This window comes from Candidatus Magnetaquiglobus sp., from assembly GCF_058402785.1.
Genome location: NZ_JBZVFG010000041.1, coordinates 1 through 25,950, shown reverse-complemented (window position 1 = coordinate 25,950; position 25,950 = coordinate 1). Strand labels below are relative to the sequence as shown.

The following is a 25,950-nucleotide window of genomic DNA, read 5'->3' as shown; positions in this document are numbered from 1 at the left end:
GAACCCCCTCATCCCCCGACCGAGGATCTCCCTTGCGGGTACTCCTCGGAAAAAAAGCAATGATGCACAGTATACCCGATTTTAGCAAAACGCCCATTGATTTCGGGTAAAAAATCGTAACCAGTCTCCCGCGCGCCCCGACCACCCCCGCGGATGCCGCGCCGGGTCGAAATCCAGCGCACCGATCGCTCAAAAAAAAGCCGTCCACGAGGGACGGCCTGGGCATTCACGCCGGATCGGTCGCAGCCAATCACAAACCGTCACAGTCTGGATTCGGTGTGGGGATTCAACGCAGCCTCCGGTCCCGACGCCTGGCCCGCTTGCCCGGCTGGGGCATCCGCATCCCTCACCGGAAAGGCACGATTCGAGGGGGGCGCGGAGGGGAACATCGGGAAACCACCCGCCGCCGCACCGCCGTTCTGACCCGGCGCGTTGGTGAAATCCAGATAGCTGCTCCCCACCGCCAGGGCATTGGCGGAGGCGCCACCCTTGGGCTGGGACGCCGGAGTTTCCTGGGATCCGCTCTTGGCGCGCTGACCCTCGGCGGCGGGGGCCGGGGTTGCGGGAGCCGGCGCGGCGGGGGCCTGAGCCACCGGAGCCGGCGCGGCGGGGGCCGGGGTTGCGGGAGCCTGAGCCACCGGAGCCGGCGCGGCGGGAGCCGGAGCCGGCGCAGCGGGAGTCGGAGCCGGGGTTGCGGGAGCCTGAGCCACCGGAGCCGGCGGGGTGGTCACGGGTTGGGCAGCCGCCTGAGCCGGCGCCTGGGTGACCTGGGCGGGCGGGGTTTGAACCGCGGCCTTGGGCGCTTCGGGATTCGCAGCCGCCTTGGCGGGCGCGGCACCCGGACCACCGGCATCCGCAGAGCCGCTCCTGGTCGAAGATTCGAGGGTTTCCGAGGTCACGGAGGGCTTGGCCATCGCGGTATTTTTCTTGTCCCCGGCCTGATTGGCCTGTTTGTCCGCCTTGTTCCTTCCGTCGCCGCCGTTTTCGGACCCGGCGGATTTGGCCGCTGGGGCCGACTGGGATTGCACCACCTGGGATTGCGGCGGCTCGCGCATCATCTCCCGGGATCGCTCGACGACCGTCTCGCGCGGTCTGCCGTGAGTCATCACCACCGGACGCAGGAAGATCACCAGCTCGCTCTTGCTCACCCCCTCGTCCTTGTGACCGAACAGGGAGCCGATGCCCATCGGCAGACGCGACATGGTTGGAATCCCTTCGGTGGCGTTGCTGATCGAGTCCTGCATCAAACCACCCATCACCGCCACCTGACCGCTGTGAATACGCATCATGGTCTCCATCTCCTTGACCTCGATCTCGGGGATGGGGTTGGAGATGTTCTCCGGCAGATTGGTCTGCGCATTGTTCTTGACCAGGGCCGGGTTGGGATCGTTGACCCAGCGGCTGATCCGCGAAATCGTTGGCCGCACGTTGAGACTCACGATCCCCTCCTTGGAGATCTGCGGGGTGACGGTCATCACCAGACCCACGGGCACGGTGTGAATTTCCGTGTCGAAGACCGGCTGCGTGGCCACGGTGCCGGTATTGTTGTTGTTGGTGCCGGAGGAACTGACATCGCGGGACGCGGTGCTGGATTTCAGGGTGAAGAACACCTTGTTCTTGACCACTTTCAACACCGCCGGCTGATTGTTGAGCGCCATGATCTTGGGACTCGACAAAATTTTGGCATTGCCGAAGTTCTCCAACAGCTTGATCGTGGCATTCACCGGCCCCTGATCGGTCGCGGGATTGCCGTTCGGACCGCCGGTGTGGCCCAGGGTGAAGTAATTCACCGCGCTGCCAGCCGCCGCCGCCGCCGCGTCGGTGAAGGCGCTCTTGAGCACCACCCCAGCCGAACGGTTGAAGATGATGTTCCAGTCCACGCCCTCCTGGAAGCGGTCGTTCAACTCCACTTCCACGACCGTGGATTCGATGAGCACCTGACGATGGACGTTTTCCAGCACGCTGTCCAGATACTCCTGGATGCGGTCGTGCTGTTGCGAGGTGGCCACGATGCTCATCACCCCCGCCTCGGTGTTCACCGACACCAGACCCGGCTTCATGGATTGGTTCTGAGTCTCCTTTTTCGCCAGACCCGGCAGTCCCTGCGGGATCGGCTGGGCACCCAGGCCGCCACCGGGCGGCAATCCAGCCACAGCCGCGCTCAAACCCGCGGGAACCCCCACGCCCCCACCCGCTTGACCCAGACCCGGCGCACCGGGCAGACCGCCCTGCTGATCCTGGTTGTTGAGAAATTCGATGCCCACGTCCGCGCCGAGAATCGCCTGGATATTCTGGGTAACGGTTTTCCAGAACGAACTGCTGGACTTGGTGGTCAGGGTGCTGTTGGACTGGTTGTTGTCCGTGGCCGCCATCGGGTTGGTGAGCGCATTGGCTTTGGTGGTCGTCAGATTCGAGGAGATCTTGTTGGTGCTGTCCATCGTCCGCTCGACGCCCAGATAATCGACCTGATAGACCTTGAGATAGGGCAGATCCGGAGTGACGACAATGGTTTTATCCTGAATCTCGTAACGAATCGCCACCTGTCGGGCCACCCGGTCGAGGATCTTGCTCAACGGCTGATCGATGGCGCTCAGGGTCACGCGGCCCTGGATGCCCGGATAAACGTCGATATTTTTGTTGGCGTCGCGGGCCAGGGCGAAGAGCAGATCCTTCACCGGCATTTCCGTGACGGTGATGGTATACACCTCCTCCGGCGAGGCCGATTCGGTCAGCGCCGCCAGCGGGACATCCTTCTTGCCCTGGGCCGGCGCCGCGGAGATCTCCACCTCGGGATTGGTGGGTTGCAGGAAGTGATCCCTGGACTGCTTGATGCGACTGGCTGGTTCACACGCCGCGAGCAGAAGGCAACCGAGCAGGATCAATCCCGCCCGCCGCGCGATGGTGGCCGCGGTCTGGCGTGAATTGGCCGGTGATTCCTTGGATAACACGGGGTCATGACGGTCCATGGGATGCCTTTTCCCTCTTCAAGAAGACGAAACATTGACCCCCGAAAGCAGAAGCCTGGGAGTGCTGCACCATCCCAAGCAAATTGCACGCCAACCGATTCCACGTTCTCCGCCACGTTTCTCCCCGCCCGGAACGATCCCCCTGAAAATAAGATAAAAAAAACCGGAGGATCGCTCCCCCGGTTCCGTTCTTCGCCTCTCCGTCCCGATTCGGATCAACCGTGATACTTGTAAGGCACCCAGGTCTGCTCGTCGATGGGCGGACGGATGTAGCCGGTGGACTTCCTGCGCGGCGGCAGCTTCATCGGATCCTTGGTGGTGAGCAGATCCTCGTAGGGGATCTGGCTCAACAGGTGGCTGATGCAGTTGAGCCGGGCGTGGGGCTTGATGTCGGCATCCACCACGTTCCAGGGCACCTGCTTGATGTCGGTGTAGGCGAACATCGCATCCTTGGCGCGGGAGTAGTCCTCCCAGCGCATGCGCGACTCCAGATCCATGGGGCTCACCTTCCACTGCTTGGTGGGATCCTGGGTACGGCTCAGGAAACGCTTCTCCTGCTCCTTGTCGCTCACCGAGAACCAGTACTTGATCAGGATGATCCCGGAACGGACCAGCATGCGCTCGAACTCCGGGCAGGAGCGCAGGAACTCCTGATATTCATCCTCGGTGCAGAAGCCCATCACCCGCTCCACGCCGGCACGGTTGTACCAGCTGCGATCGAAGAGCACCATCTCACCCGCCGCCGGCAGATGCGGCACATAGCGTTGGAAGTACCACTGGCTCTTTTCGCGCTCGGTGGGGGTGCCCAGCGCCACCACCTTGACGATACGCGGGCTCAACGGCTCGGTGATCCGCTTGATCACACCGCCCTTGCCCGCCGCGTCGCGGCCCTCGAACAGCACCACCACCTTCAAACCCTTCACCCGGATCCACTCCTGGAGCTTCACCAGTTCCACATGCAGCTTGGCCAGTTCCTTGAGATAGACCTCCTCGCTCATCTTGGCCATTTTTTTCTTCTGGATCTTGGTATTCTCCAGAGTCACCGTGCCATCGCCCTTGGCCTCCTTGGGCTCCTTGGCCTCCTTCGACTCCTTGGATTCGTGGGATTCCTTGTCGCTCACGTCTTCTTTCCTTTCCTCGTCGTTATCCATCATTGATTAAAGCTCCTCGATGTTGGGATGGAACCAGCGTCAGGATCAGCGAATACGCCCCCCATCTTGCAAGTCAGGTCGCACCTGAAACCATTTTCTCGCTTTATTGCACAAAAAGCGGGCCATGACCAGAAAAAGCAGTCGTCAACAGGAACTTTCACCCTTTTTCCGGATCCTGGAGCGCCTCCATTGCCGCGATGCGCGTCAGAATGGCAGGGTGGGCGTGATGGAGGAACACCCGCCACGGATGGGGGTTCACCTGGGTCAGGTTGGCGACGGCGAGCTGTTTGAGAGCCGAAGCCAGGGCCTCGGGCCGCTCCAGGGTGGTGGCGGCGAAGCGATCCGCGGCGAATTCATGCGCGCGCGAGATCATTTTGAGAAACGGTCCGGTGATCACGTCCACCGGCACGGCCAGCAACACGAAAAACACGAACCCTCCGTGCAGGGTCACCCGCTCCATGAAGAAATCCCGATGCAGGTCGGGCTGTTGCATGGCCAGGGAGAGCAGACCGCACATCAACCCCAGATAGGGGATGGTGATCAGGGTCACCCGGCGCAGATGGCCCAGGACCAGATGGCCGATCTCATGGGCAAGCACCGCGACCACCTCGGGTTCGGGCTGGCGCAAGATCAGGGTATCGTAGAGCACCACCCGGCGTTGCGCGCCCAAACCGGTGACAAAGGCATTGGCGCGGGTCGAGCGACGCGAGCCGTCCACGGTGAAAATGCCGGAGAACTTCACCCCGGCCTTCTCCAGATAGGCTTCGATGGCCCGTTTGAGGGAACCCTCCGGGAGCGGAGTGTAGCGGTTGAACAGGGGCATCAGCACGGCTGGCGCGATGTATTGGATCAGGATGAGGAAAAAGGTGGCGCTCAGCCAGCAGTAGAGCCAGGCCCACGCCTTCCAGTGGTGGAAACAGACCAGCACCGTGACCAACAGCGGCCCGCCGATCACCAGGGAGAGCAGCAGTCCCTTGGCGCGATCGTCGATGAAGGTGTTCCAGGAGGTGCGGTTGAAGCCGAAGCGTGCCTCGAGCACGAAGGTGTGGTAGATCTTGAAGGGTTGGGAGAAGAGCTTGAAGGCCACGAGCAGAATGGCCACATACAGCACCCCCGAGGCGATCTCGCCGAGTTTCCACGAGGCGACCATGCGATCCAGCCACGCGAATCCGCCCAGAAACCACCACGAAAGCAGCGCGACCAGCTTGCTCCCCGAAGCCACGATGTCGAGCCACGCCTTGGCGCGGGCATACGCCATGCTTTTTTCCCACACCGCGTCATCGATGAATCCGGCCACTTTCTCGGGCGGTCTGGCCGGCGTGGCGCGCAAATCGACCAGCACCACCAGGGTATCGGCCAGAAAGCCGATCAGCAGGGCAATCAGAATCGTCAGGCCGAATACGGACATGATTTTGACGAAAACTCCTTGAAGAGAACGACGCGAAAGCGTTACATACCTCACCATCTCATCTTTATGTTCATCATCCCGCATTTCGGGATGCGCCACAAGGAGTGGACCGTGACTTTCCAAGACCTCATTCTCTCGTTGCAGACCTACTGGTCGAACCGGGGCTGCGTGATCCTGCAACCGCACGACATGGAGATGGGCGCCGGCACCTTTCATCCGGCCACGTTCCTGCGCTCCCTGGGACCGGAGCCGTGGAACGTCGCCTATGTGCAGCCGTCGCGACGCCCCACGGATGGCCGCTACGGCGAAAATCCCAACCGGTTGCAGCGTTACTACCAGTTTCAGGTGATCCTCAAGCCCTCCCCGGACGACATCCAGGATCTGTACCTGGACTCCCTGGCCGCCATCGGCATCGATCCGCGCGCTCACGACATCCGCTTCGTGGAGGACGACTGGGAAAGCCCGACCCTCGGCGCCTGGGGGCTGGGCTGGGAGGTGTGGCTCGACGGCATGGAGGTGACCCAGTTCACCTATTTCCAGCAGGTGGGTGGCATCGATCTGCCGTTGATCTCCGGCGAACTGACCTACGGCCTGGAACGGTTGGCCATGTACATCCAGGGCAAGGAGAACGTATATGACCTGACCTGGGCGCCGGGCATCACCTACGGGGATGTGCACCAGCAGGAGGAACGCGACTTCTCGGGGTACAACTTCAAGGCAGCCAACACCGAAAACCTGTTCAAGCTCTTCGACATGTTCGAAACCGAGGCGTTGGCGCTCGCCGCCAAGGCGTTGCCCGGTCCGGCCTATGAACAGGTGATTCACGGTTCGCATGTCTTCAACCTTCTGGACGCGCGCGGCGCGATCAGCGTCACGGAACGGGCCCGCTTCATCGGACGGGTGCGCGCCATGGCCAAGGTGACGGCGGAGGGATTCGCGGCGCAGCGGGCCGCCTTGGGTTACCCGCTCATCAAGCAGGGAGGACGGTCATGAGCGATCTGTTGTGGGAAATCGGCTGCGAGGAGATCCCGTCGCGCATGCTGGGCGAGGCGATCCGCCATTTCGGGGAAGCGACCATGGCCACCCTGAACGAGGCCGGTCTGACCGATGGCACCACCCGGCTGGCATGGTGCGACGGCACGCCGCGGCGTCTGGCCCTGGCGGTCACCGGCATCGCCGCCCGTCAGGCCGATCGCGAGGAGACCAAACGCGGCCCGGCCCTGGAACGGGCCTTCGATGCCCAAGGCAACCCGACCAAGGCGACCGAGGGGTTTGCCCAATCCTGCGGCGCGACGGTGGCGGATCTCGAACGTCTCCAAACCCCCAAGGGCACCTACCTGGCCTATACCATCCGTCAGACGGGCAGTCCGGCCACCGGGATCCTGCCGAAACTCGTGGCCGGCATCCTCGCCGCCTTTCCATGGCCCAAATCCATGCGCTGGGGAAGCGGTCAGACCCGCTTCGTGCGCCCGATCCGCTGGATGGTGGTGCTTCTCGATGGACAGGTGCTCGAGGCGCGCGCCTCGGAGAGCGTGATGGCCGGAAACCAGACCCGCGGACACCGCTTCATGGCCCCCGGTCCGTTCACGGTGACCGACGAGGCATCCTACCGCGCAACCCTCGCCGCCAACCGGGTGATGCTCTCGCTCGACGCGCGCTCCACCGCGATCCGCGATGGAGTGACCCGTCTGGCCGATGCCGAGGGTGGCCAGGCATGGCTCGATCCGGGTCTGATCCAGGAGAACGCCGGCCTCACCGAATGGCCGCTCCCGATGCTGGGCCGGTTTGATCCGATCTATCTGGAGATCCCGCCCGAGGTGCTCTCCACCTCGATGAAAAATCATCAAAAATACTTCCCGGTCAAAGGGCCGGACGGCACCCTGAAACCCTGTTTCGTGGCCGTGGCCAACCTCGATGCCCCGGATCCGTCGGTGCTGGTGCGCGGTTACGAACGGGTGCTCCGCGCCCGCCTCGAGGATGCCGCCTTCTACTGGCGCGAAGATCGCGACATCCCGTTGCCGGAACGTCTGCCCGCCCTCGACAAGGTGGTGTTCCAGGCCCGTCTGGGCACCGTGGGCGAAAAGGCCCGACGTATCGCCACGCTGGCCGGCGCCCTGGCCGAACGGCTCGATCCGGACGCCAAATCCTTGGCCGAACGGGCCGCCCTGTTGGCCAAATGTGACCTGGTGACCGGCATGGTGGGCGAATTCCCGGAGTTGCAGGGGATCATGGGCGGCTACTATGCCCGCCACGCCGGCGAATCCGAACCCGTGGCCCGCGCCATCCAGGAACATTATCGTCCCCAGGGGGCCGGCGACGACCTGCCTGCCTCCCGCCTCGGACGGCTGGTGTCGCTCGCCGACAAACTCGATACCCTGGTGGGCTGTTTCGGCATCGGCCTGGTCCCCACCGGCACCAAGGATCCGTTCGCCCTGCGCCGCGCGGCACTGGGGGTGATCCGCATGCTGCTCGATGGGGAGAGGATGGCCGTGGCCCTGCATCCACTTCTGGAACTGGCCCACGCCGGATTCGCCTCCGGCGTGCTGGAACGGGATGCCGCGACCACGGCCCAGGAGCTTCTCGAGTTCATCCACGGTCGCCTGGAGGGCCACTTGAAACGGGACTTCGCCCCGGATCTGATCGAGGCGGTGGAGGTGTTGCGTCTGGATGATCTGACCGATGTCGTGGCCCGCATCGAGGCGCTGCGGGCGTTCAAGGCGCGCGAGTCGTTCCCGGCCCTGGTCGCGGCCAACAAACGAATCGCCAACATCCTCGACAAGGCCCCGGCGGAAGAAAAAGGCCATGCCGTGGCACCCGCCGCCCTGCGCGAAGAGGCCGAATCGGCCCTGCACGCCGAGGTGACCCGCGTGACCGAAGCGATCGCACCCCTGTTGGCCGAACGACAATACGACGCGGCATTGGAGAATCTGGCCGGCTTGCGCGGATCGATCGACCGCTTCTTCGATGCGCTGCTGGTGATGGATCCGGATGCCGCGGTGCGACGCAATCGCCTGGCCCTGCTGGGCGCCATCCGCGCCGGTTTCTCGCATCTGGCCGATTTCAGCCGTCTGGCGCTGCCGGACAACGCCGGATGACCTTGCCGGAGACGCCTCCCGCGCCGCGCGGACGACCCCGTGATCCGGATCGTCCGCGCCGCATCCTGGAGGCTGCGGCGGAACAGTTCTGTCGCCTCGGTTACGAGCGTACCAGCATGAACGCGGTCGCCGCGGCCTCCGGCATCTCCAAGGTCACCATCTATCGCTACTTCCCCACCAAACAGGCGCTCTTCGAGGCGGTGGTGGACCAGCACATCGAGGCGATGTTCGCGGCCATGCCCCCCGGCTCCCTCGATCCGGCCCACCCCGAGATCGCCCTCCAACACATCGCCGAACAGTTCGTCAACCTCATCGAACTCGATTCCGTGCTCGCCTCCTTCCGGCTGATGATGGCCGCCGCCGGACAACAATCCAACGCCTGCCAAGCCTTCTTCGACCACGGCCCGCTGCAGCTGGTCCATCAGGTGGCCGCCTACCTGACCGCCGCCGCCGAGGCCGGAACCCTGGCCATCCACGACCCCTTTCTGGCGGCCAATCAGTTTCTCGCCCTGTTTCATGGGCTGGAGCACATCCAGGCCCAACTCGATCTGGGCAGGTGTACCCCGGAAGCCAACCAGACGCGCATTCAGGCCAATGTTGCCCTGTTCCTGCGCGCCTGCCGTCCAGACGGCTGATCGCACCCCTTCCCGAAGCTTTGGCTAAATAGTTTACTTGACCGTACAGTAAATCATGCTAAACTCTCACCCCGAACGCTCTCGTATGGGCTTGCCTGATCACCGCCGGATACCGCTCGATGACCACCTACCGCCATGCACCCTGGCTGATCGCGCCGCTGCTCGCCCTCCCCCTGTTCGGCTGCCAGGAGGAGCGCACCGGAACATCCGCCCCCAAACCGGTCTACGTCGCCACGATCCAGGCCACCGACCACACCCGTGAACGCCGCTTCACCGGGGCGGTGCGCGCCCGTCACGAAACCGAACTCTCCTTCCGCATCCACGGCAAGATCCTCACCCGCGAGGTCGAGGTGGGGGATCGGGTGGTGAAGGGCCAAACCCTGGCGCGGCTCGATCCTCTGGATCCGACCCTCACCAGGCGCGTCGCCGAAGAGCAGTGGCGCGCCGCCCGGGTGGATGCCCAACAGGCGGCGCGGGACGAGGCCCGGTTTCGGAAATTGCGGAGCGAAAACACCGTCTCCGAGGCCGACCACGAACGCCAGAAGGCGCGTGCCGATGCCGCCGCCGCCCGTCTGGCCCAGGCCAAAAGCCAACTCGATCTGGCGGGCAACGCCCTGGATCATGCCAATCTGGTCGCGGAGGGGGATGGGGTGGTCACCGCGCTGCGCTTCGAGGTGGGTCAGGTGGTGGCGGCGGGCCAGTCGCTGGTCAGCCTGGCCGATCCGACCCGGCTGGAGATCGTGGTGGATCTGCCCGAATCCTTGGTGAACGGTCTGGAGGGACACGCCGCCTGGGTCCAGATCGCCGATGAAACCGACAAGCGGCTTCCGGTCACGCTGCGGGAGCTGGCGCCGATGGCCACCTTTCCCAGCCGCACCTTCCGCGCCCGCTATGCGTTGCCCGACGCGGCGCTCAAGCCGGGCACGATCCGACTCGGCATGAGCGCCCGACTGCATCTTGCCGCGCGCGACTCCATCCCTGGTATCCACCTGCCCGCCGCCGCCCTGATCCAGGATCATGGCGCCCCGTTCGTCTGGCTGGTCGAGGGGAGTCCGTGGAAACTGGTGGCGCGACCGGTACGGGTGATCGGCCATGCGGCGGATGGGGTCTGGATCGAGGGGGTGCGCCCCGGCGAACGGGTGGTGACCATCGGCGCGCAGAAACTCGACGCCGGTCTGATCATTTCACCCATCGAGCGTCCCCTGCCCGTCTCCACCACGGCCAACGACGGGAAACGGTCGTGAACGAACGCGCATTCAACCTCTCCACCTGGGCGGTGACCCACCGTTCGATGGTGCTGTTCCTGATCCTGGCGACCCTGCTGACCGGGATCTTCTCCTACCTGCGGCTGGGACGGGCCGAGGATCCGATCTTCAACGTGCCGATGATGACCGCCAGCATGGTCTGGCCCGGTGCCACGGCACGGGAGGTCCAGGACCAGGTGATGAACCGGCTGGAGCGCAAGCTGCGCGAGCTGGAGGGGTATGATTTCATCAAGACCTTCTCCCGACCCGGCTACGGGGCGTTGAGCCTGCGCATGAGCGGTCGCATGACCAAGGCGCGGCTCGACGAAACCTGGTATCAGGCGCGCAAAAAAATCAACGATGCCCGCCAGGAGTTCCCGGAAGGGGTGCTCGGACCCTTTTTCAACGACGAATACAACGATGTCTACCTCTCCCTGCACGCCCTGCACGGCGACGGGTTGAGCCTGACCGAACTGCGCGAGCTGGCCGAGGGGGTGCAACGCGAGATCCAGTCCCTTGCCGAGGTGAACAAGGTGCATGTGCTCGGCACCCAGCCGGAAAAGATTTTCGTGGAGATCTCCAGCCGCAAGCTGGCCGGACTGGGGATCTCTCCCCAAACGCTCATCGACACCCTGAAACGCCAGACCCAGTTGAATCCCTCGGGCTTTGCCGAAACGCCGGGGGATCGGCTCTTCATGCGGGTCGATGGGGTGGCGCGCGACGCAACCGACATCGGCGAGATCCCCATCGAGGCCGGGGGTCATCTGCTGCGCCTGAAGGATATCGCCGAGATCAAACCCGGTCACGAGGATCCGCCATCGTTCGTGATCCGCCACAACGCCCGTCAGGTGGTGGTGATCGCCATCACCATGAACCGCCATGCCAACATCCTCGATCTGGGCAAACGGATCGATGCCCGCATGGCATCGATCCAGGCCGGACTGCCGGCAGGGGTCACCCTGGAAAAATACGCCGATCAACCGCGGGTGGTGGCCGAATCGATCTGGGAGTTCGAAAAATCGTTTCTGGAGGCCCTGGCCATCGTGCTGGCGGTGTCGTTTTTCGCCCTGGGACGGGGTGCCGGAATCGTGGTGGCCGCGTCGGTGCCTCTGGTGCTCGGCATGGTGCTGGTGGTGATGCACGCCTTTGACTGGAACCTGGACCGCATCTCGTTGGGCTCGCTGATCATCGCGCTGGGATTGCTGGTGGATGATGCCATCATCGCCGTGGAGATGATGGTGGTGAAGATGGAACAGGGGTGGGAACGGGAGCGGGCCGCCAGCTTCGCCTACACCTCGACCGCCTTTCCGATGCTTACCGGCACCCTGGTCACGGTGGCCGGTTTTCTGCCGGTGGGCTTTGCCCAATCCATCGCCGGGGAGTACGCCTGCGGTATTTTCTGGATCGTCGGCGTGGCCCTGCTCGCCTCGTGGCTGGTGGCGGTGCTGTTCACCCCCTATCTCGGCGTGCTGTTGCTCCCGAAAATCAAGCCCGGAGCCGCCCACGCCGACCCCCATGCCGCCCCCCTCCATGACCGGCTGCGCCGCCTGCTCGATCTTTGCCTGACCCATCGAAAAAAAATCCTCCTGGCCACCCTGCTCCTGTTCCTGGCCGCCGGAGCCGGCATGGGACAGGTGCAGCAGCAGTTCTTCCCGACCGCCGCGCGCCCGGAACTGCTCGTCGAGCTGCGTCTGAAGGAGGGCGCCTCCATGGCAGCCACCGAGGCGCTGGTGTTCAGAATGGAAAACATTCTGAAAAACACCCCGGACATCCCCTACTTCACCGCCTATCTGGGGGCCGGATCGCCCCGTTTCTATCTGTCGCTGGAGCCGGAACTGCCCAATCCCGGCTATGCCCAGTTCGTGCTCATGACCACCGGCAGCGCGGCGCGGGAGCGAATCCGAACCGAGTTGATGGAACGGTTCGACAAGGAAGAGACCTTCCCCGAGGCGCGCGGGCGGGTGACCCGACTTGAATTCGGTCCGCCGGTGGGCTTTCCGGTGCAGTTCCGGGTGATCGGACCGGATCCGGGCGAGGTGAAACGAATCGCCGCGCGGGTGCGCGATCAGGTGCGCTCAAGCCCCCTGGTGCGCGATACCCAGCTCAATTGGAACGATCAGGTGCGGGTTCAGAAGATCCGCGTCGATCAGGAGAAGGCGCGCCAACTGGGCATCGCCTCGACGGATGTGAGCAACGTGCTGCAACTGCTCTTCTCCGGCGTGCCGGTGGCCCAGCTGCGGCATGGAGAGGCGCTGACCGAGGTGGTGGTGCGCGCCGAAGCCGCCGAACGGCAGGCCATCGACCAGCTCGAGGATCTGCCCTTGCTGGCCCGCTCCGGGGATCTGGTACCGTTGTCGCATCTGGCCGCCATCGAGCCGACCTTCGAGGAGCCGGTGTTGTGGCGCTGGAACCGCGCCATGGCGGTCTCGGTGCGCGCCGATGTCATCGACGGGGTGCAGGCCCCCCACGCCACGGAGCAGATCTGGCCGACCCTGCAAGCGATTCGGGACTCCCTGCCGCCCGGCTATCGGATCGAACAGGGGGGCGCGATCGAGGAGAGCGAAAAGGCCAATCGCGCCCTGTTCGCCCTGTTTCCGGTGATGTTTCTGGTGATGCTGTTCTTTTTGATGATGCAGTTGCAGAGCTTCTCGCGCGTGGGGATGGTGTTTCTGACCGCGCCGTTGGGATTGATCGGCGTGGTGCCGGCGTTGCTTTTGTTTCAGGCGCCGTTCGGTTTCGTGGCGTTGTTGGGCGTGATCGCGCTGGGTGGGATGATCATGCGCAATTCGGTGATCCTGGTGGATCAGATCCAACACGAAATCGAGGCGGGCCTGGATCCGTGGCAGGCGATCATCGAAGCCACGGTGCGCCGCGCCCGTCCGGTGATCCTCACCGCCGCCGCCGCGATCCTGGCCATGATCCCCCTCACCCGCAGCATCTTCTGGGGCCCGATGGCCATCTCGATCATGGGCGGCCTGGTGGTGGCCACCGCCCTGACCCTGGTCTTCCTCCCCGCCCTCTACGCCGCATGGTTTAAAGTGCGACGGGCGTAGGTCTGCCGAACTGAGAGGAATGCACGCTCGCGCCTGGCCATTCGATCCTGACTACCCGATCCGTTGCCTCCGATCATACACCCGAAGGCGCCGATAAGCAGGATCAGCGCCCAGTTCGGGACGCCTCTGCTCGATGACATCCAGACACTGCCCCAACATTCTCGGCCCCCATTGCTGATTTTTAATGATTTTTTCCAACAGTTTCAATGCATACGCTGGAAAAACCGCGCACAATCCTGATTCGTGCAGTTGATCTACCATACGGTCTGGATGATCTATCGGTGTCAACCAGTCCAGTACGCGAGCGTTCATAACCCGCTTGCCTTGCTCCTTGACGCCATAAAACTGAAAAACCTGCTTTGCCAAATCAACGCCGACCGTTATAGTGTGCCTGATGGAGCCTCCTCCTGGCCTGGCAAATGTTGGTGACATGACCATTTTGGCTCAAAAGGAAGCCGTTGTCCGTGAAGATGGGTCCATCACCTCAAGGACTTCGCCCTTGGATCCCACCAGGGGCCCCTGGACCCCGCCAACTTTGAGGATCCTGAATGGTACCAAAGCAACGCGCCCAGGCAAGGCGGCCAGAAAAAAAGCCGTCCGCAGCAAACCAGAACCACGGAAACCAGCGGTGATGTCTCCGAAAACAGGTCGACGTCTTTCCTCCAAGACCGCCTCGAAAGCTGCGCAAGATGTTTATATGTAGTATAATCATATCTTTGGAGCCATGAAATGCATGGCTGAGAATGGCCAGCTCGGGTTGGATGAGGGTGGCAGATTGGCAATACGGAAATCAAGACAATGAAAACCATCTCGCAACGGATCGCCGAGGAACTGGGCGTTGGGGAGTTCCAGGTTGACGCCGCCGTCGCCCTGCTGGACGAGGGGGCCACCGTGCCCTTCATCGCCCGCTATCGCAAGGAGGCCACCCACGGCCTGACCGATACCCATTTGCGGCAGTTGCATGAACGTCTCGCCCAATTGCGGGATCTGGAAGCACGCCGCGAGGCAGTGCTCAAAAGCATTCGCGAACAGGATAAGCTCACCCCGGAGGTGGAGCGGGCTATCCTGACAGCCGACACCCGCACCCGGCTGGAGGATCTCTATCTGCCGTTCCGTCCCAAGCGCCACACCAAGGCGGCACAAGCCATGGAAGCGGGTCTGGAGCCGCTGGCCGATCAATTGTTGAAGGATCCCAGCCGGCCACCGGAGTCGCTGGCCGTTGCTTTTGTCGATCCGGAGAAGAAGGTGGCCGATGTTCAGGCGGCTCTGGATGGAGCGCGGGAAATTTTGATGGAGCGTTTCGCCGAGTCCCCGGAGTTGACCGGACGGCTGCGGGAACTGTTCCTGGAGCAGGGAATCCTGGGTTCCAAGGTGGTCAAGGGTCAGGAGGAGAAGGGCGCCAAGTTTGCGGATTATTTCGCCTCGGGAGAAGCCTTGAAAAAACTGCCTGGCCATCGGCTGCTGGCCATGCTGCGCGGCCAGGAGGAGGGGGTCTTGCGACTCTCCCTGGATCACCCGGAAGAGCTGGACGACGCCCTGGGTGAGGCGGTCACCTGCGTGGCTGCCATCCGCAGCCATTTCCGGCTCGTCAACCGGAAAGGCCCAGGCGATGGCTGGATGGAAGAGACGCTGCGTCAGACCTGGCGCAAGAAATTCAAGCCGCGCCTGGAGAACGATCTTCTCAAGCAGGCGCAGGAGCGCGCCCACGAAGAGGCGATCCGGGTGTTTGCCCGGAACGTCAAGGAGGTGCTGCTGGCCGCTCCGGCGGGGATGACGCCGGTGATCGGTCTGGATCCGGGCTTGCGCACCGGTGTGAAGGTGGCGGTGGTGGATGCCACCGGCAAGGTGGTGGCCACCGATACGATCCATCCGCATGCGCCCCGCAACCAGTGGCGCGAGTCGATGTCACGACTGGCGGAGCTGGCCCGTCGGCACGGGGTCCGGCTGGTGAGCATCGGCAATGGCACCGCCTCCCGCGAGACGGAAAAGCTGGTGACCGAGTTGAGTCGCACCCTGCCGGATCTGGGTTTGCGGGGCGTGGTGGTCAACGAGGCGGGTGCATCGGTCTATTCGGCCTCGGAGTTCGCCTCCCAGGAGTTGCCGGAGTTGGACGTATCGCTGCGCGGGGCGGTCTCGATTGCACGCCGGCTGCAGGATCCCCTGGCTGAGCTGGTGAAGACCGACCCCAAAGCCATCGGCGTGGGTCAATATCAGCACGACGTGCCGCCCAGGCGTCTGGCGGAGGCGCTGGACGGCGTGGTGGAGGATGCGGTGAACGCGGTGGGGGTGGATGTGAACACCGCTTCGGCGCCGTTGCTGGAGCGGGTCTCGGGTCTGAACAAAACCCTGGCCAAGAACATCGTCTCCTTTCGGGATCTCCATGGCCCTTTCCCTTCCCGGCAGTCGCTGCTCAAAGTGAGCCGGTTCGGTCCCAAGGCCTTCGAGCAGGCGGCGGGATTTTTGCGTATCCGCAACGGCGCAACACCGCTGGATGCCTCGGCGGTGCATCCGGAGTCCTATCCGGTGGTGGAGCGGATTCTGCACCGGGTTGGGGTGACGATCGATCGGTTGATCGGCAATCACACGCTGCTCAAAGAGCTTTCCCCCCGGGATTTCGTGGATGCGCGCATCGGCGAACCCACGGTCAAGGACATTCTGGCCGAGTTGGAGAAGCCGGGACGGGATCCCCGTCCGGAGTTCCGCACCGCCAGCTTTCGCGAAGGGGTGGAGAGTCTGGAGGATTTGCAACCGGGCATGATCCTGGAAGGTGTGGTCAGCAACGTGACCAATTTCGGAGCGTTTGTGGACATCGGGGTGCATCAGGATGGGCTGGTGCACATTTCGGCCATGGCGCACCAGTTCGTGAAAGATCCGCACAGCGTGGTCAAGGCGGGCGCGGTGGTCAAAGTGCGGGTGGTGGAGGTGGACAAACCCAGGCGCCGCATCGCTCTTTCCATGCGGCTGGATGATACGCCCGCCACCACGCAATCAACCGTGAAAGCGGATCGTCCGCATCCGGTTGCCGCCCATCCGTCACCCGTGCCGCAAGCAGACAACGCGATGGCCGCGGCCTTCTCCCGGGCCCGGGGCAAACCGGGACGCTGATGAGTCCCCGGTTCATGCTGCGGGGGCCTGCACGACATCATCCTGTCGTCTGACGCGAAGAAGGAGAGTCCTGGAGGCAGAAAGGGGCGTGGGTGGGCGGGAACGGGTGCGGCGCGTTCTCCGAAACCGCGTGCCAAGCTTTGGATTGATTGGGATATTTCGGCAGAGCGTGCCGGAGGTGTGGCAAACGCAAGAAAACGCGTGAAAAAAATGGCGGAGGAGCAGTCCGCCAACCATATTTGTTTTTATTTCATTTTTTCAATATTTTTATTCTTACCAACACATCTACCCACATCGATAATATTCCTTTATGAATTGATTGTTTTCTTACTTATAACTTATAAATAAATTTAAGCATTAAACTTCGGCACGGATGTCTGAGTCTGTCAAGCAATTTCCTTCTCTTTGGGGTGTACCCTCATGATAACGACGGACACCCTTTGACGACGTATCAATAGAGTTGACATCTGATTTTTGATAAGGTATTATCACAGCATCAATAACCTTAATGAGAATTTTTGGTGCTGCGATGGCCGTAATCGGATATGCACGTGTCTCTTCGGCTTCCCAGGATTTGGGGATTCAACTCTCCAGCCTATCTCACTGCGACGAGGTGTTCTCTGAAATTGAGTCTGGAGCCAAAAAGGACCGTTCCAAGCTCCAAGAGTTGCTCCGGTTCGTCAGGAAAGGGGACGTTGTGGAATGCACCCGGTTAGACCGGTTGGCGAGGGATACTCACCACCTGTTGGAGATTGTCCAGTTGCTGGAACGGAAAAATGTGGCTCTGAAGATTCAGAACATCAACCTGGACACATCAACCGCCACGGGCAAACTCATGTTGACCATGCTTGGAGCGATTTCGGCTTTTGAGCGGGATTTACTTAAAGAGAGACAGCAAGAGGGGATTGAACGGGCCAAGCGTGATGGGGTTTATAAGGGTCGCAAACCGACTGCTCGCGCAAAATCCCAACAGGTGCTTGACCTGGTTGCCCAGGGAATGAGTAAGGTCGATGTTGCAAAGAGGACCGGCATCTCAGTTCCGTCAGTCTACCGGATTATCGGTTCTACCAAGTCTGCATGCAATCTGGCATCATAGTGATATGAGGATGTGGTCCCCTCCGTATTCATCCACTTAATCCGTGCAAATTGAGAAATAAAATGCGTGATGATGTTATAATTTCTGGTTTGATTGGTGCGTTGGTGTCTGCTCTATTGTCGTTTCTAGTCCGCCTCTACCTTGATAAGCGTGCTCAAAGAGAGTCAGAACGTCGTCTTGCATATGTTTTTCTTGTTCGAGTTAGTGAATTTGTTGCGGGAGATGTTGTTGTTAGGGTGTTAATAAAAACATTTATGCCTGATGAAGTAAAGCAGAAGCTGTCTACCCTTAATAGTGAGTGTGAACTATCACATATAATGAGTACTGTTATTGCACAATCACTCGCAGACAAATCGCCAGAAGAAATTAAAAGTAATAATTCATTTGTGGGTGTTCCACGTCTCTTAAATGAAATGCTTGAGGCAGCGAAAGATTCACGTCTATCAGCAGAGCAACTAGCAAAATTACCAAAAGAAGCAGTATTTGCGTGTCACCAATTCCAGAAACAACATTTATACGTATGTCAAGTAGTCAGTATGTGGCTTGGTTTATTGGAAAATGGGGAAACCTGCTGGTTTACTTCGGAAGGGATTCACGAGCAATGGCGAGTATTAGGTGATTTTGCAAATCAAGCGTATTCTGTACGTACCGCTCTCATAAAATATGGGGCAGCCACACAGAAACAGGCTGATGCTTTGCTATCAAAGCAGGTAAACGAAATGAAAGACAAGTTCTTTCTTAAGATATTTGATAAGAAAAAATTAGCGGCTGCAGAAGCAGAATTGAAAAAAGAAAGCGATTCAAAGCCATAAAACAATATAAATAATATTTTTTCGTGCCAGTTCCTGTTGCTTCATCCTGCTGCTTGTAGACTGGCCCATCTGTCTCTGGTAAACTGACCTATATTCCCAATCAGGGGAACACTCTAGAAAATGGCTTGCAATTCATATGCTTGATGATATTCAGAAAACTCTGTGGGCGGCAGCAGACAAGCTCCGAGCCAACATGGATGCAGCGGAGTATAAGCATCTGGTGCTTGGTCTGATTTTCGTTAAATACATCTCTGATACCTTCAGTGCCCGTCAGGCGGAGTTGAAGCGGAGATTTGCTGACCCAAAGGATGAATACCACCTTCCCGATGCAACACCGGGTGACATCAAGGTCGAATTGGAGGAACGGGACTATTACACCGCCGCCAACGTCTTCTGGGTTCCTGAAGCGGCTCGTTGGGAGATGCTGCGTGGTTCGGCAAAGCAACCTCAGATTGGTAAGTTGATTGATGAGGCGTTGACCCTCATCGAAGCTGAGAACCCCAAGCTCAAGGGGATTCTGGACAAACGGTATGCTCGCGCTCAACTCCCGGATGGCAAGTTGGGCGAGTTGATTGACCTGATTTCCATCATCGGTTTCAGCGAGGATGCCGGGAAAGCTCGTGATGTTCTTGGTCAGGTGTATGAATATTTTCTGGGTCAGTTTGCCAGTGCTGAGGGCAAGAAGGGTGGTCAGTTCTATACCCCATCCTCCATCGTCAAGACCCTGGTAGCGGTACTGGCTCCCCATCATGGCAAGGTCTACGACCCTTGCTGTGGTTCAGGTGGAATGTTCGTTCAGAGTGAGAAATTCATCGAAGCACATGGTGGCAAGAGAGGCGATGCCTCCATCTATGGTCAGGAGTCCAATCCTACCACATGGCGTTTGGCCGCCATGAATCTGGCCATTCGGGGTATCGATTTCAACTTGGGCCGGGAACCGGCGGATACCTTCACCAAGAATCAACATCCCGACTTGAGAGCCGATTTCATCCTGGCCAATCCTCCTTTCAATGTAAGTGATTGGTGGCATGGTTCGTTGGCCGGTGACCCACGATGGGTTTATGGAGACCCACCAGCGGGGAATGCCAACTATGCCTGGTTGCAGCACATGCTCTATCACTTAAAACCAACTGGTCGTGCTGGCATCGTGTTGGCCAATGGTTCGATGAGTTCCAGTCAGAACAGCGAAGGGGACATCCGCAGAGCGATGGTGGAAGCGGATGTCGTGGAGGTGATGGTGGCACTCCCCGGCCAACTCTTCTTCAATACCCAGATTCCCGCTTGTTTGTGGTTCTTGGCGAAACAGAAGAGTCAGCGCAAGGGGGAGGTGCTGTTCATCGATGCTCGGAAACTGGGGAAGATGATAAGTCGTTCCCAAGCGGAATTGACCGATGAGGTCATCACCCGGATTGGGGATACGGTAGCGGCCTGGAGGAACAAACAGGATACCTACCAGGATACCCCCGGCTTCTGTCGGAGTGTCCAACTCTCTGAAATTGCCGAACACGGACATGTGCTGACTCCCGGTCGTTATGTTGGTGCTGAGGAAGTGGAAGACGATGATGAAGCCTTTGCCGAGAAGATGCGCAAATTGACCGAAAAGTTGGGTGAGCAGATGGCCAAGGGACAGGAGTTGGACCAGTTGATTCGGATGAAATTGGGTTCATTGGGGTATGAGTTCTGAAGAAGAAGAGGATGGTTGGATATGGCACAAAATGACTTTAGACAGAACCTTGTTTCATTCAGGAATGCTGTTGAACGTTTTTCTGAAGGATTAGAGGAGCTTGGGCGACACCCGGATAACTCGGTGATACGGGATGGTGTGATTCAGCGTTTCGAGTTTACCTACGAACTGGCTCATAAAACACTCCGTCGTTATCTGGAGATGACGGCGGCCACTCCTGAAATCATTGATGAAATGGTATTCCAGGACATAATCCGTACAGGCAACGAACAAGGGCTACTGCTAAATGACTGGCCAGTTTGGAAAGGGTATCGGCAATCACGGACGGATACCAGCCATACCTATGACGAAGAGAAGGCGCAAAAGGTCATGGATAAGATTCCCGCCTTTCTCTCAGAGGCCCGTTATCTCTTGGAACAATTGCAAAAGAGAATCAGTAAGACGTGAAGAAACAACCCCCGATTGATATCCGCCCGGACCATCTGAAGATTGTCCAGGAGATTCTCCAGAAACATGTACCCAACCATGAGGTATGGGCGTTTGGTTCTCGCGTTAAATGGACAGCCAAGGAGTACTCGGACCTGGATTTATGCGTGATTTCTGACAAGCCACTCGGTTTGGAGGTGATGAGCGATTTGCTGGATGATTTTGTCGAGTCTGACCTGCCCTGGAAGGTGGATGTGGTGGATTGGGCGACGACCAGTGAGTCGTTCAGGAAGATAATTGAGCGGGAGAAGGTGGTAGTGCAGAAAAAGGGACAGTGGCGAGATGAGGGTGTGAGTTCAACTAAACGAGAAACACTAGAGAACGTTTGTTCTCTTATTGTTGATTGTCCACATTCCACCCCTATTTGGACAGATACAGGCTTTATCGTTATTAGAAATCAGAACATTAAGAATGGAAGGCTTGACCTTTCTGAGTGCAGTTACACAGATTATGAAAATTACCTTATCCGCATTCGCAGAGCGAAACCTCAATTTGGTGACCTGATACTCACAAGAGAAGCACCGATGGGTGATGTCTGTATAATTCCAAAGGCTTTGGTGTGTTGCGTTGGGCAACGACAAGTTCTGCTTCGACCAAATCCAAACAAAATTATTTCTCGCTTTTTATTGTATGCGATTCAGTCACCAGAAGTTCAACATGAAATTTCATGGAGTGAGGGCACCGGGTCTACGGTAAGCAATATCCGTATTCCAGTTTTAAAGAGCATAAAAATTCCTGTTTTTTCATTAAAAGAACAAATCGAGATTGCTTCCTTATTGGGTGCCCTCGACGACCGCATCACCCTCCTGCGCGAAACCAACGCCACCCTTGAAGCTATCGCCCAGGCACTGTTCAAATCCTGGTTCATCGATTTCGACCCTGTACATGCCAAACAACAGGGCCTTGCGCCTGAAGGCATGGATGAAGCCACTGCCGCTTTGTTCCCGGACAGCTTTGAAGAGTCGGAGTTGGGATTGATTCCGAAGGGGTGGAGGGTTGGAACGGTTGGAGAAATTTCGGGTTATCTGAACCGAGGTATCTCACCGAAATATATCGATGACGGTGGTGTATTGGTTGTCAACCAGAAATGCATTCGAGATTCAATTGTTGATTTTGAGAAGGCCAGAAGACACGATAACGCAAAGAAAAAAATTGATGGTAGAGAACTGATAGTTGGTGATGTACTGGTGAATTCAACTGGTGTCGGCACATTGGGTCGCGTAGCCCAGGTTCTTAATTTGGAAGAACCTGCCATTGTTGATTCTCATGTCACCGTTGTTCGTTCTGGTTCAAAAATGAGTTGGAACTATCTCGGTCTCGCGTTGATGAGAAAGCAGGAAGAAATTTCGGGCTTTGGGGAAGGAACGACCGGGCAAACTGAACTCAGTAGAGGCAAATTGAGTGGTATCAAAATCCTGGTTCCATCGTTATCCGTTTTGGAACAATTTGATTCTTTATCATTACCTCTGCGTCACGGTTTTGCTAATAATCTTCAGCTTTCCAAAACCCTTACCTCCCTCCGAGACACCCTGCTTCCCCGTCTCATCTCAGGTCAACTGCGCTTACCCGAAACTGCGGAGGCATCATGACCGAAGAGCAGTTGGAACGGGAGGTATTGGGTTGGTTGGGTGAGATTGGCTACACGCATCTTCACGGACCAGATTTGGCCCCGGATGGCAACTTCCCTGAACGGAAAGCTTATCGACAAATCCTCCTTATTGACCGTCTGCGCAGTGCCATTGCTCGTTTGAACCCCACCGTACCCTCCACAGCCCAAGAGGATGCCCTGAAGCAGGTGGTGAATCTCGGTTCTCCGGTACTGCTTTCGGCCAACCGGCTTTTTCATCAGATGTTGGTCGGTGGGGTTAAGGTGCAGTACCAGAAACACGGTGAAACACGAGGAGATTTCGTTCAACTTATTGATTGGACTCATCCCGCCAACAATGAGTGGTTGGCGGTCAATCAATACTCGGTCAAAGGTCCACGTCACACCCGTAGACCGGATATCGTGCTGTTCGTCAATGGTCTGCCCCTGGTGGTGTTGGAACTGAAAAATCCGGCGGATGAGGATGCCGATATTTGGAAGGCGTTTGACCAACTCCAGACCTACAAGGAACAAATTTCGGATTTGTTCCAGTACAATGAAATCCTTGTGATTTCAGATGGTAGTGAAGCTCGTATGGGTTCTTTGACCGCCAATGCGGAACGGTTCATGAGATGGCGTACCATCGATGGCACCACATTGGACCCTTTGGGTCAGTTCAACGAGTTGGAAACCCTTATCAGTGGGGTGTTGTCTCCCATCTATTTATTGGATTATATTCGCTATTTTGTACTTTTTGAAGATGATGGAACCCTGGTCAAAAAGATTGCCGGGTATCACCAGTTCCATGCGGTTCGGGCTGCCATTCAACAGGTGGTGGAGGTATCCCGACCTGGAGGAGAGAAGAAAGAAAAAGGTAAAGGGGGCGTGGTCTGGCATACCCAAGGAAGCGGCAAGAGCATCACCATGACCTGTTTTGCAGCGCGAGTGATGCAGGAAAAGGCGATGGAGAACCCGACCATCGTGGTCATCACCGACCGCAACGACCTTGACGGTCAACTGTTCGGTGTCTTTTCGTTGGCTCAGGATTTGTTGAGAGAGCAGCCGGTTCAGGCAACCACTCGTCAAGACCTCCGTTTGAAACTCAAGAATCGTGCTTCCGGTGGCATCCTCTTCACGACCATTCAGAAGTTCATGCCAGGGGAAGACGAAGACACCTTCCCGCTGCTCTCTGACCGTCACAACATCGTGGTTATCGCTGATGAAGCGCATCGCACTCAATACGGCTTTTCCGCCTCGTTGAAGGGGAAACCTGGTCAGGAGAAGTTCCAGGTAGGGTATGCGCAGCATCTGCGGGATGCTCTCCCCAATGCCACCTTCGTAGCCTTCACCGGAACCCCTGTATCGTCTGAAGATAAGGATACCCGTGCGGTCTTTGGAAATTACATCCATGTCTACGACATGCAGCAAGCCAAAGAGGATGGTGCTACGGTTGCCATTTACTTTGAATCAAGACTTGCAAAACTTGCAATCAAACCGGATGAAATGCCCAATATTGATGCTGAGGTGGATGAACTGGCTGAGGATGAAGAGGAGAGCCAGCAGAACAAACTTAAAACACGTTGGGCAGCTTTGGAGAAGGTGGTTGGAGCTGAACCCCGTATCACCAGCATTGCTACTGACCTGGTGGCCCACTTCGAGGAGAGAAACACAGCTCAAACGGGAAAAGCCATGGTAGTGGCGATGAGTCGGGAGATTTGTGTTCATCTCTATAATGAAATCATTAAGTTGCGTCCAGATTGGCATGATGTGGACCCGGAAAAAGGAGCCATCAAGATTGTCATGACCGGTTCAGCCAGTGACAAGGCACTTCTGCGACCTCATCTGTATGGTACACCGGTCAAAAAGAGATTGGAGAAGCGATTCAAAGACCCCAAAGACCCTCTCCGATTGGTGATTGTACGGGATATGTGGTTGACCGGGTTTGATGTACCTTGTCTCCATTCCTTGTACGTCGATAAACCCATGAAGAGTCACAATTTAATGCAAGCAATTGCTCGCGTTAATAGGGTCTTCAAAGACAAACAGGGCGGATTGGTGGTCGATTACATCGGCATCGCCAATGAGCTGCAAAGCGCCCTGAAGGAGTATACCAACAGCAGGGGCCGAGGACGGCCCACAGTGGATTCAACAGAAGCATTGGCGGTATTGTTGGAGAAGTTGGATATCATCCGGGGGATGCTGCACGGGTACGATTACAGCGACTTCCTTACTACCGGCCACAAAAGGTTGGCCGGAGCAGCCAATCACGTTTTGGAGCAAAAAGACGGTAAGAAGCGGTTCTCCGATGAAGCGTTGGCGATGAGCAAAGCATTCACTCTTTGCTGTACCCTGGATGAAGCAAAAGCGGTTCGAGAGGAGGTAGCGTTCTTTCAAGCGGTACGGGTTATCCTGACCAAACGGGACATCAGCCAGAAAAAACTTACCGATGAAGAAAAAGAGCTGGCTATCCGTCAAATCATCAATTCCGCTGTGGTATCCGAACAGGTTGTGGACATCTTCGATGCGGTGGGATTGGATAAACCCAACATCGGTATTCTCGATGACCAATTCCTTGCTGAGGTGCAAAATTTACCAGAGCGTAATCTGGCGGTGGAGCTGCTGGAGAGGCTCTTGAGCGGTGAAATCAAATCCCGGTTCTCCCGAAATCTCGTTCAAGGGAAAAAATTCTCGGAATTGATTGCCAACGTCATTAAGCGATATCAGAACCGGGCGATTGAAACCGCCCAGGTAATTGAAGAGCTGATTGAGATGGCTAAAAAGTTCAGAGAAGCTGCCCACCGAGAGGGGGAGCTTGGACTGACCGAAGATGAAATCCGATTCTACGACGCTCTTGCAGATAATGAATCTGCTGTACGGGAATTGGGTGATGAAACCCTTAAAAAGATTGCCCAGGAGCTGACAGCGAATCTCAGGAAGAATCTGACTGTAGATTGGTCTTCGAGGGAAAGCGTTCGGGCAACGCTGCGACTGATGGTGAAACGAATTCTTCGGAAGTACAAGTACCCACCAGACCAGCAAGATGCTGCGGTAGCGTTGGTGTTGCAACAAGCTCAGGCGTTGGGAGAGGAGTGGATAAGCGACTGAAATGAGCATTTTGGAAAGGTTTCTGTGAGAATTTCGTGGTCAATTTGTCAACACCTGAAAAAAACATCCTCACAGGAAGCTCTGTAGGGCGTTTTTAAGACCGGACCTTTATGTTGGTATTGCCAGAATAAAGCCACGCTAAAGAGCCTGTCGCAGAATGGGGTGAAAGCGTCTGAAATCTGGTAGAATGGTCGCCATCGATCACGCAGGATCAGGAGGAAGCGATGGCGGGATTTTTTCGCGAGCCGGATCGGCAACAGATGCATCTGTTGCCGGTGGACATGCTGGAGTGGGTGCCTGAGGATGATATTGCGCACCTGATTTTGGATGTCGTGGAGGGGATGGACCTGAGCCGCTTCAAAGGGCGATATCAGATAGGAGGGGTTGGCGCACCGGCATTGTCGCCCGGAATGATGTTGTCAGTGCTGATTTACGGCTACAGTCACGGGTACACATCGAGTCGGAAGCTGTGTCAGGCGACATGAGAAACTGACCCCCTGACGACACGAAGAATTGACCCCTCCT

At 58.2% G+C, this 25,950-nt stretch carries 16 protein-coding genes; 13 read left to right on the top strand and 3 right to left on the bottom strand.

Annotated elements, in window-relative coordinates; genetic code table 11:
- Positions 1-260: 260 nt before the first annotated feature.
- The 3 genes from mshL to ACV4UY_RS12740 form a co-directional block, all read right to left on the bottom strand.
- Positions 261-2,966 (bottom strand): pilus (MSHA type) biogenesis protein MshL, encoded by a 2,706-nt coding sequence (gene mshL, locus ACV4UY_RS12750; RefSeq protein ID WP_491607964.1) that lies wholly within the window; start codon positions 2,964-2,966, stop codon positions 261-263.
- A gap of 215 nt (positions 2,967-3,181) precedes the next feature.
- Positions 3,182-3,973, bottom strand: coding sequence for a polyphosphate kinase 2 (ppk2, locus tag ACV4UY_RS12745; protein ID WP_491607967.1), 792 nt, complete (start codon positions 3,971-3,973; stop codon positions 3,182-3,184).
- 301 nt (positions 3,974-4,274) lie between these two features.
- Positions 4,275-5,525 carry a M48 family metallopeptidase gene (locus ACV4UY_RS12740; RefSeq protein WP_491607963.1) on the bottom strand — a complete coding sequence of 417 codons (1,251 nt, stop codon included), beginning with the start codon at positions 5,523-5,525 and terminating at the stop codon, positions 4,275-4,277.
- Positions 5,526-5,636: 111 nt separating this feature from the next.
- Here ACV4UY_RS12740 and ACV4UY_RS12735 point away from each other — a divergent pair, with 111 nt between their 5' ends.
- From ACV4UY_RS12735 to ACV4UY_RS12675, 13 genes are all read left to right on the top strand, one after another.
- Positions 5,637-6,518 (top strand): glycine--tRNA ligase subunit alpha, encoded by an 882-nt coding sequence (locus ACV4UY_RS12735; RefSeq protein ID WP_491607962.1) that lies wholly within the window; start codon positions 5,637-5,639, stop codon positions 6,516-6,518.
- Complete coding sequence (glyS, locus tag ACV4UY_RS12730) at positions 6,515-8,620, top strand: glycine--tRNA ligase subunit beta (protein WP_491607961.1); 2,106 nt, start codon at positions 6,515-6,517, stop codon at positions 8,618-8,620. Before ACV4UY_RS12735 ends, glyS begins: the two co-directional genes overlap by 4 nt.
- Complete coding sequence (locus ACV4UY_RS12725) at positions 8,617-9,255, top strand: TetR/AcrR family transcriptional regulator (protein WP_491607960.1); 639 nt, start codon at positions 8,617-8,619, stop codon at positions 9,253-9,255. The genes glyS and ACV4UY_RS12725 overlap by 4 nt, the downstream gene beginning before the upstream one ends.
- Positions 9,256-9,374: 119 nt before the next feature.
- Positions 9,375-10,499, top strand: a complete 1,125-nt coding sequence (locus tag ACV4UY_RS12720; protein ID WP_491607959.1) for an efflux RND transporter periplasmic adaptor subunit — start codon at positions 9,375-9,377, stop codon at positions 10,497-10,499.
- Positions 10,496-13,552, top strand: coding sequence for an efflux RND transporter permease subunit (locus tag ACV4UY_RS12715; RefSeq protein WP_491607958.1), 3,057 nt, complete (start codon positions 10,496-10,498; stop codon positions 13,550-13,552). Before ACV4UY_RS12720 ends, ACV4UY_RS12715 begins: the two co-directional genes overlap by 4 nt.
- A 798-nt stretch (positions 13,553-14,350) precedes the next feature.
- Entirely contained in the window at positions 14,351-16,657 is a 2,307-nt protein-coding gene (locus ACV4UY_RS12710; RefSeq protein ID WP_491607957.1) for a Tex family protein, read from the top strand.
- Positions 16,658-17,186: 529 nt separating this feature from the next.
- Positions 17,187-17,753, top strand: a complete 567-nt coding sequence (locus ACV4UY_RS12705) for a recombinase family protein (RefSeq protein ID WP_491607956.1) — start codon at positions 17,187-17,189, stop codon at positions 17,751-17,753.
- A 62-nt stretch (positions 17,754-17,815) separates the two neighbouring features.
- Positions 17,816-18,565 carry a hypothetical protein gene (locus tag ACV4UY_RS12700; protein ID WP_491607955.1) on the top strand — a complete coding sequence of 250 codons (750 nt, stop codon included), beginning with the start codon at positions 17,816-17,818 and terminating at the stop codon, positions 18,563-18,565.
- 136 nt (positions 18,566-18,701) lie between these two features.
- Complete coding sequence (locus ACV4UY_RS12695; RefSeq protein WP_491607954.1) at positions 18,702-20,249, top strand: class I SAM-dependent DNA methyltransferase; 1,548 nt, start codon at positions 18,702-18,704, stop codon at positions 20,247-20,249.
- Between the two features lie 21 nt (positions 20,250-20,270).
- Positions 20,271-20,696: a nucleotidyltransferase substrate binding protein gene (locus ACV4UY_RS12690; RefSeq protein ID WP_491607953.1), complete on the top strand. Its 426-nt coding sequence runs from the start codon at positions 20,271-20,273 to the stop codon at positions 20,694-20,696.
- Positions 20,693-22,324, top strand: a complete 1,632-nt coding sequence (locus tag ACV4UY_RS12685) for a restriction endonuclease subunit S (protein WP_491607952.1) — start codon at positions 20,693-20,695, stop codon at positions 22,322-22,324. Before ACV4UY_RS12690 ends, ACV4UY_RS12685 begins: the two co-directional genes overlap by 4 nt.
- On the top strand, positions 22,321-25,425 hold the full coding sequence (locus ACV4UY_RS12680; protein WP_491607951.1) for a type I restriction endonuclease subunit R: 3,105 nt from the start codon (positions 22,321-22,323) through the stop codon (positions 25,423-25,425). Before ACV4UY_RS12685 ends, ACV4UY_RS12680 begins: the two co-directional genes overlap by 4 nt.
- 224 nt (positions 25,426-25,649) lie before the next feature.
- Positions 25,650-25,910, top strand: coding sequence for a transposase (locus ACV4UY_RS12675; protein ID WP_491607950.1), 261 nt, complete (start codon positions 25,650-25,652; stop codon positions 25,908-25,910).
- Positions 25,911-25,950: the final 40 nt, after the last annotated feature.

Coding starts and splice junctions, on each gene's coding strand:
- mshL (WP_491607964.1), bottom strand. CDS start 2,966: ATGGACCGTCATGACCCCGTGTTATCCAAGGAATCACCGGCCAATTCA.
- ppk2 (WP_491607967.1), bottom strand. CDS start 3,973: ATGGCCAAGATGAGCGAGGAGGTCTATCTCAAGGAACTGGCCAAGCTG.
- ACV4UY_RS12740 (WP_491607963.1), bottom strand. CDS start 5,525: ATGTCCGTATTCGGCCTGACGATTCTGATTGCCCTGCTGATCGGCTTT.
- glyS (WP_491607961.1), top strand. CDS start 6,515: ATGAGCGATCTGTTGTGGGAAATCGGCTGCGAGGAGATCCCGTCGCGC.
- ACV4UY_RS12725 (WP_491607960.1), top strand. CDS start 8,617: ATGACCTTGCCGGAGACGCCTCCCGCGCCGCGCGGACGACCCCGTGAT.
- ACV4UY_RS12720 (WP_491607959.1), top strand. CDS start 9,375: ATGACCACCTACCGCCATGCACCCTGGCTGATCGCGCCGCTGCTCGCC.
- ACV4UY_RS12710 (WP_491607957.1), top strand. CDS start 14,351: ATGAAAACCATCTCGCAACGGATCGCCGAGGAACTGGGCGTTGGGGAG.
- ACV4UY_RS12705 (WP_491607956.1), top strand. CDS start 17,187: ATGGCCGTAATCGGATATGCACGTGTCTCTTCGGCTTCCCAGGATTTG.
- ACV4UY_RS12700 (WP_491607955.1), top strand. CDS start 17,816: ATGCGTGATGATGTTATAATTTCTGGTTTGATTGGTGCGTTGGTGTCT.
- ACV4UY_RS12695 (WP_491607954.1), top strand. CDS start 18,702: ATGCTTGATGATATTCAGAAAACTCTGTGGGCGGCAGCAGACAAGCTC.
- ACV4UY_RS12690 (WP_491607953.1), top strand. CDS start 20,271: ATGGCACAAAATGACTTTAGACAGAACCTTGTTTCATTCAGGAATGCT.
- ACV4UY_RS12680 (WP_491607951.1), top strand. CDS start 22,321: ATGACCGAAGAGCAGTTGGAACGGGAGGTATTGGGTTGGTTGGGTGAG.
- ACV4UY_RS12675 (WP_491607950.1), top strand. CDS start 25,650: ATGGCGGGATTTTTTCGCGAGCCGGATCGGCAACAGATGCATCTGTTG.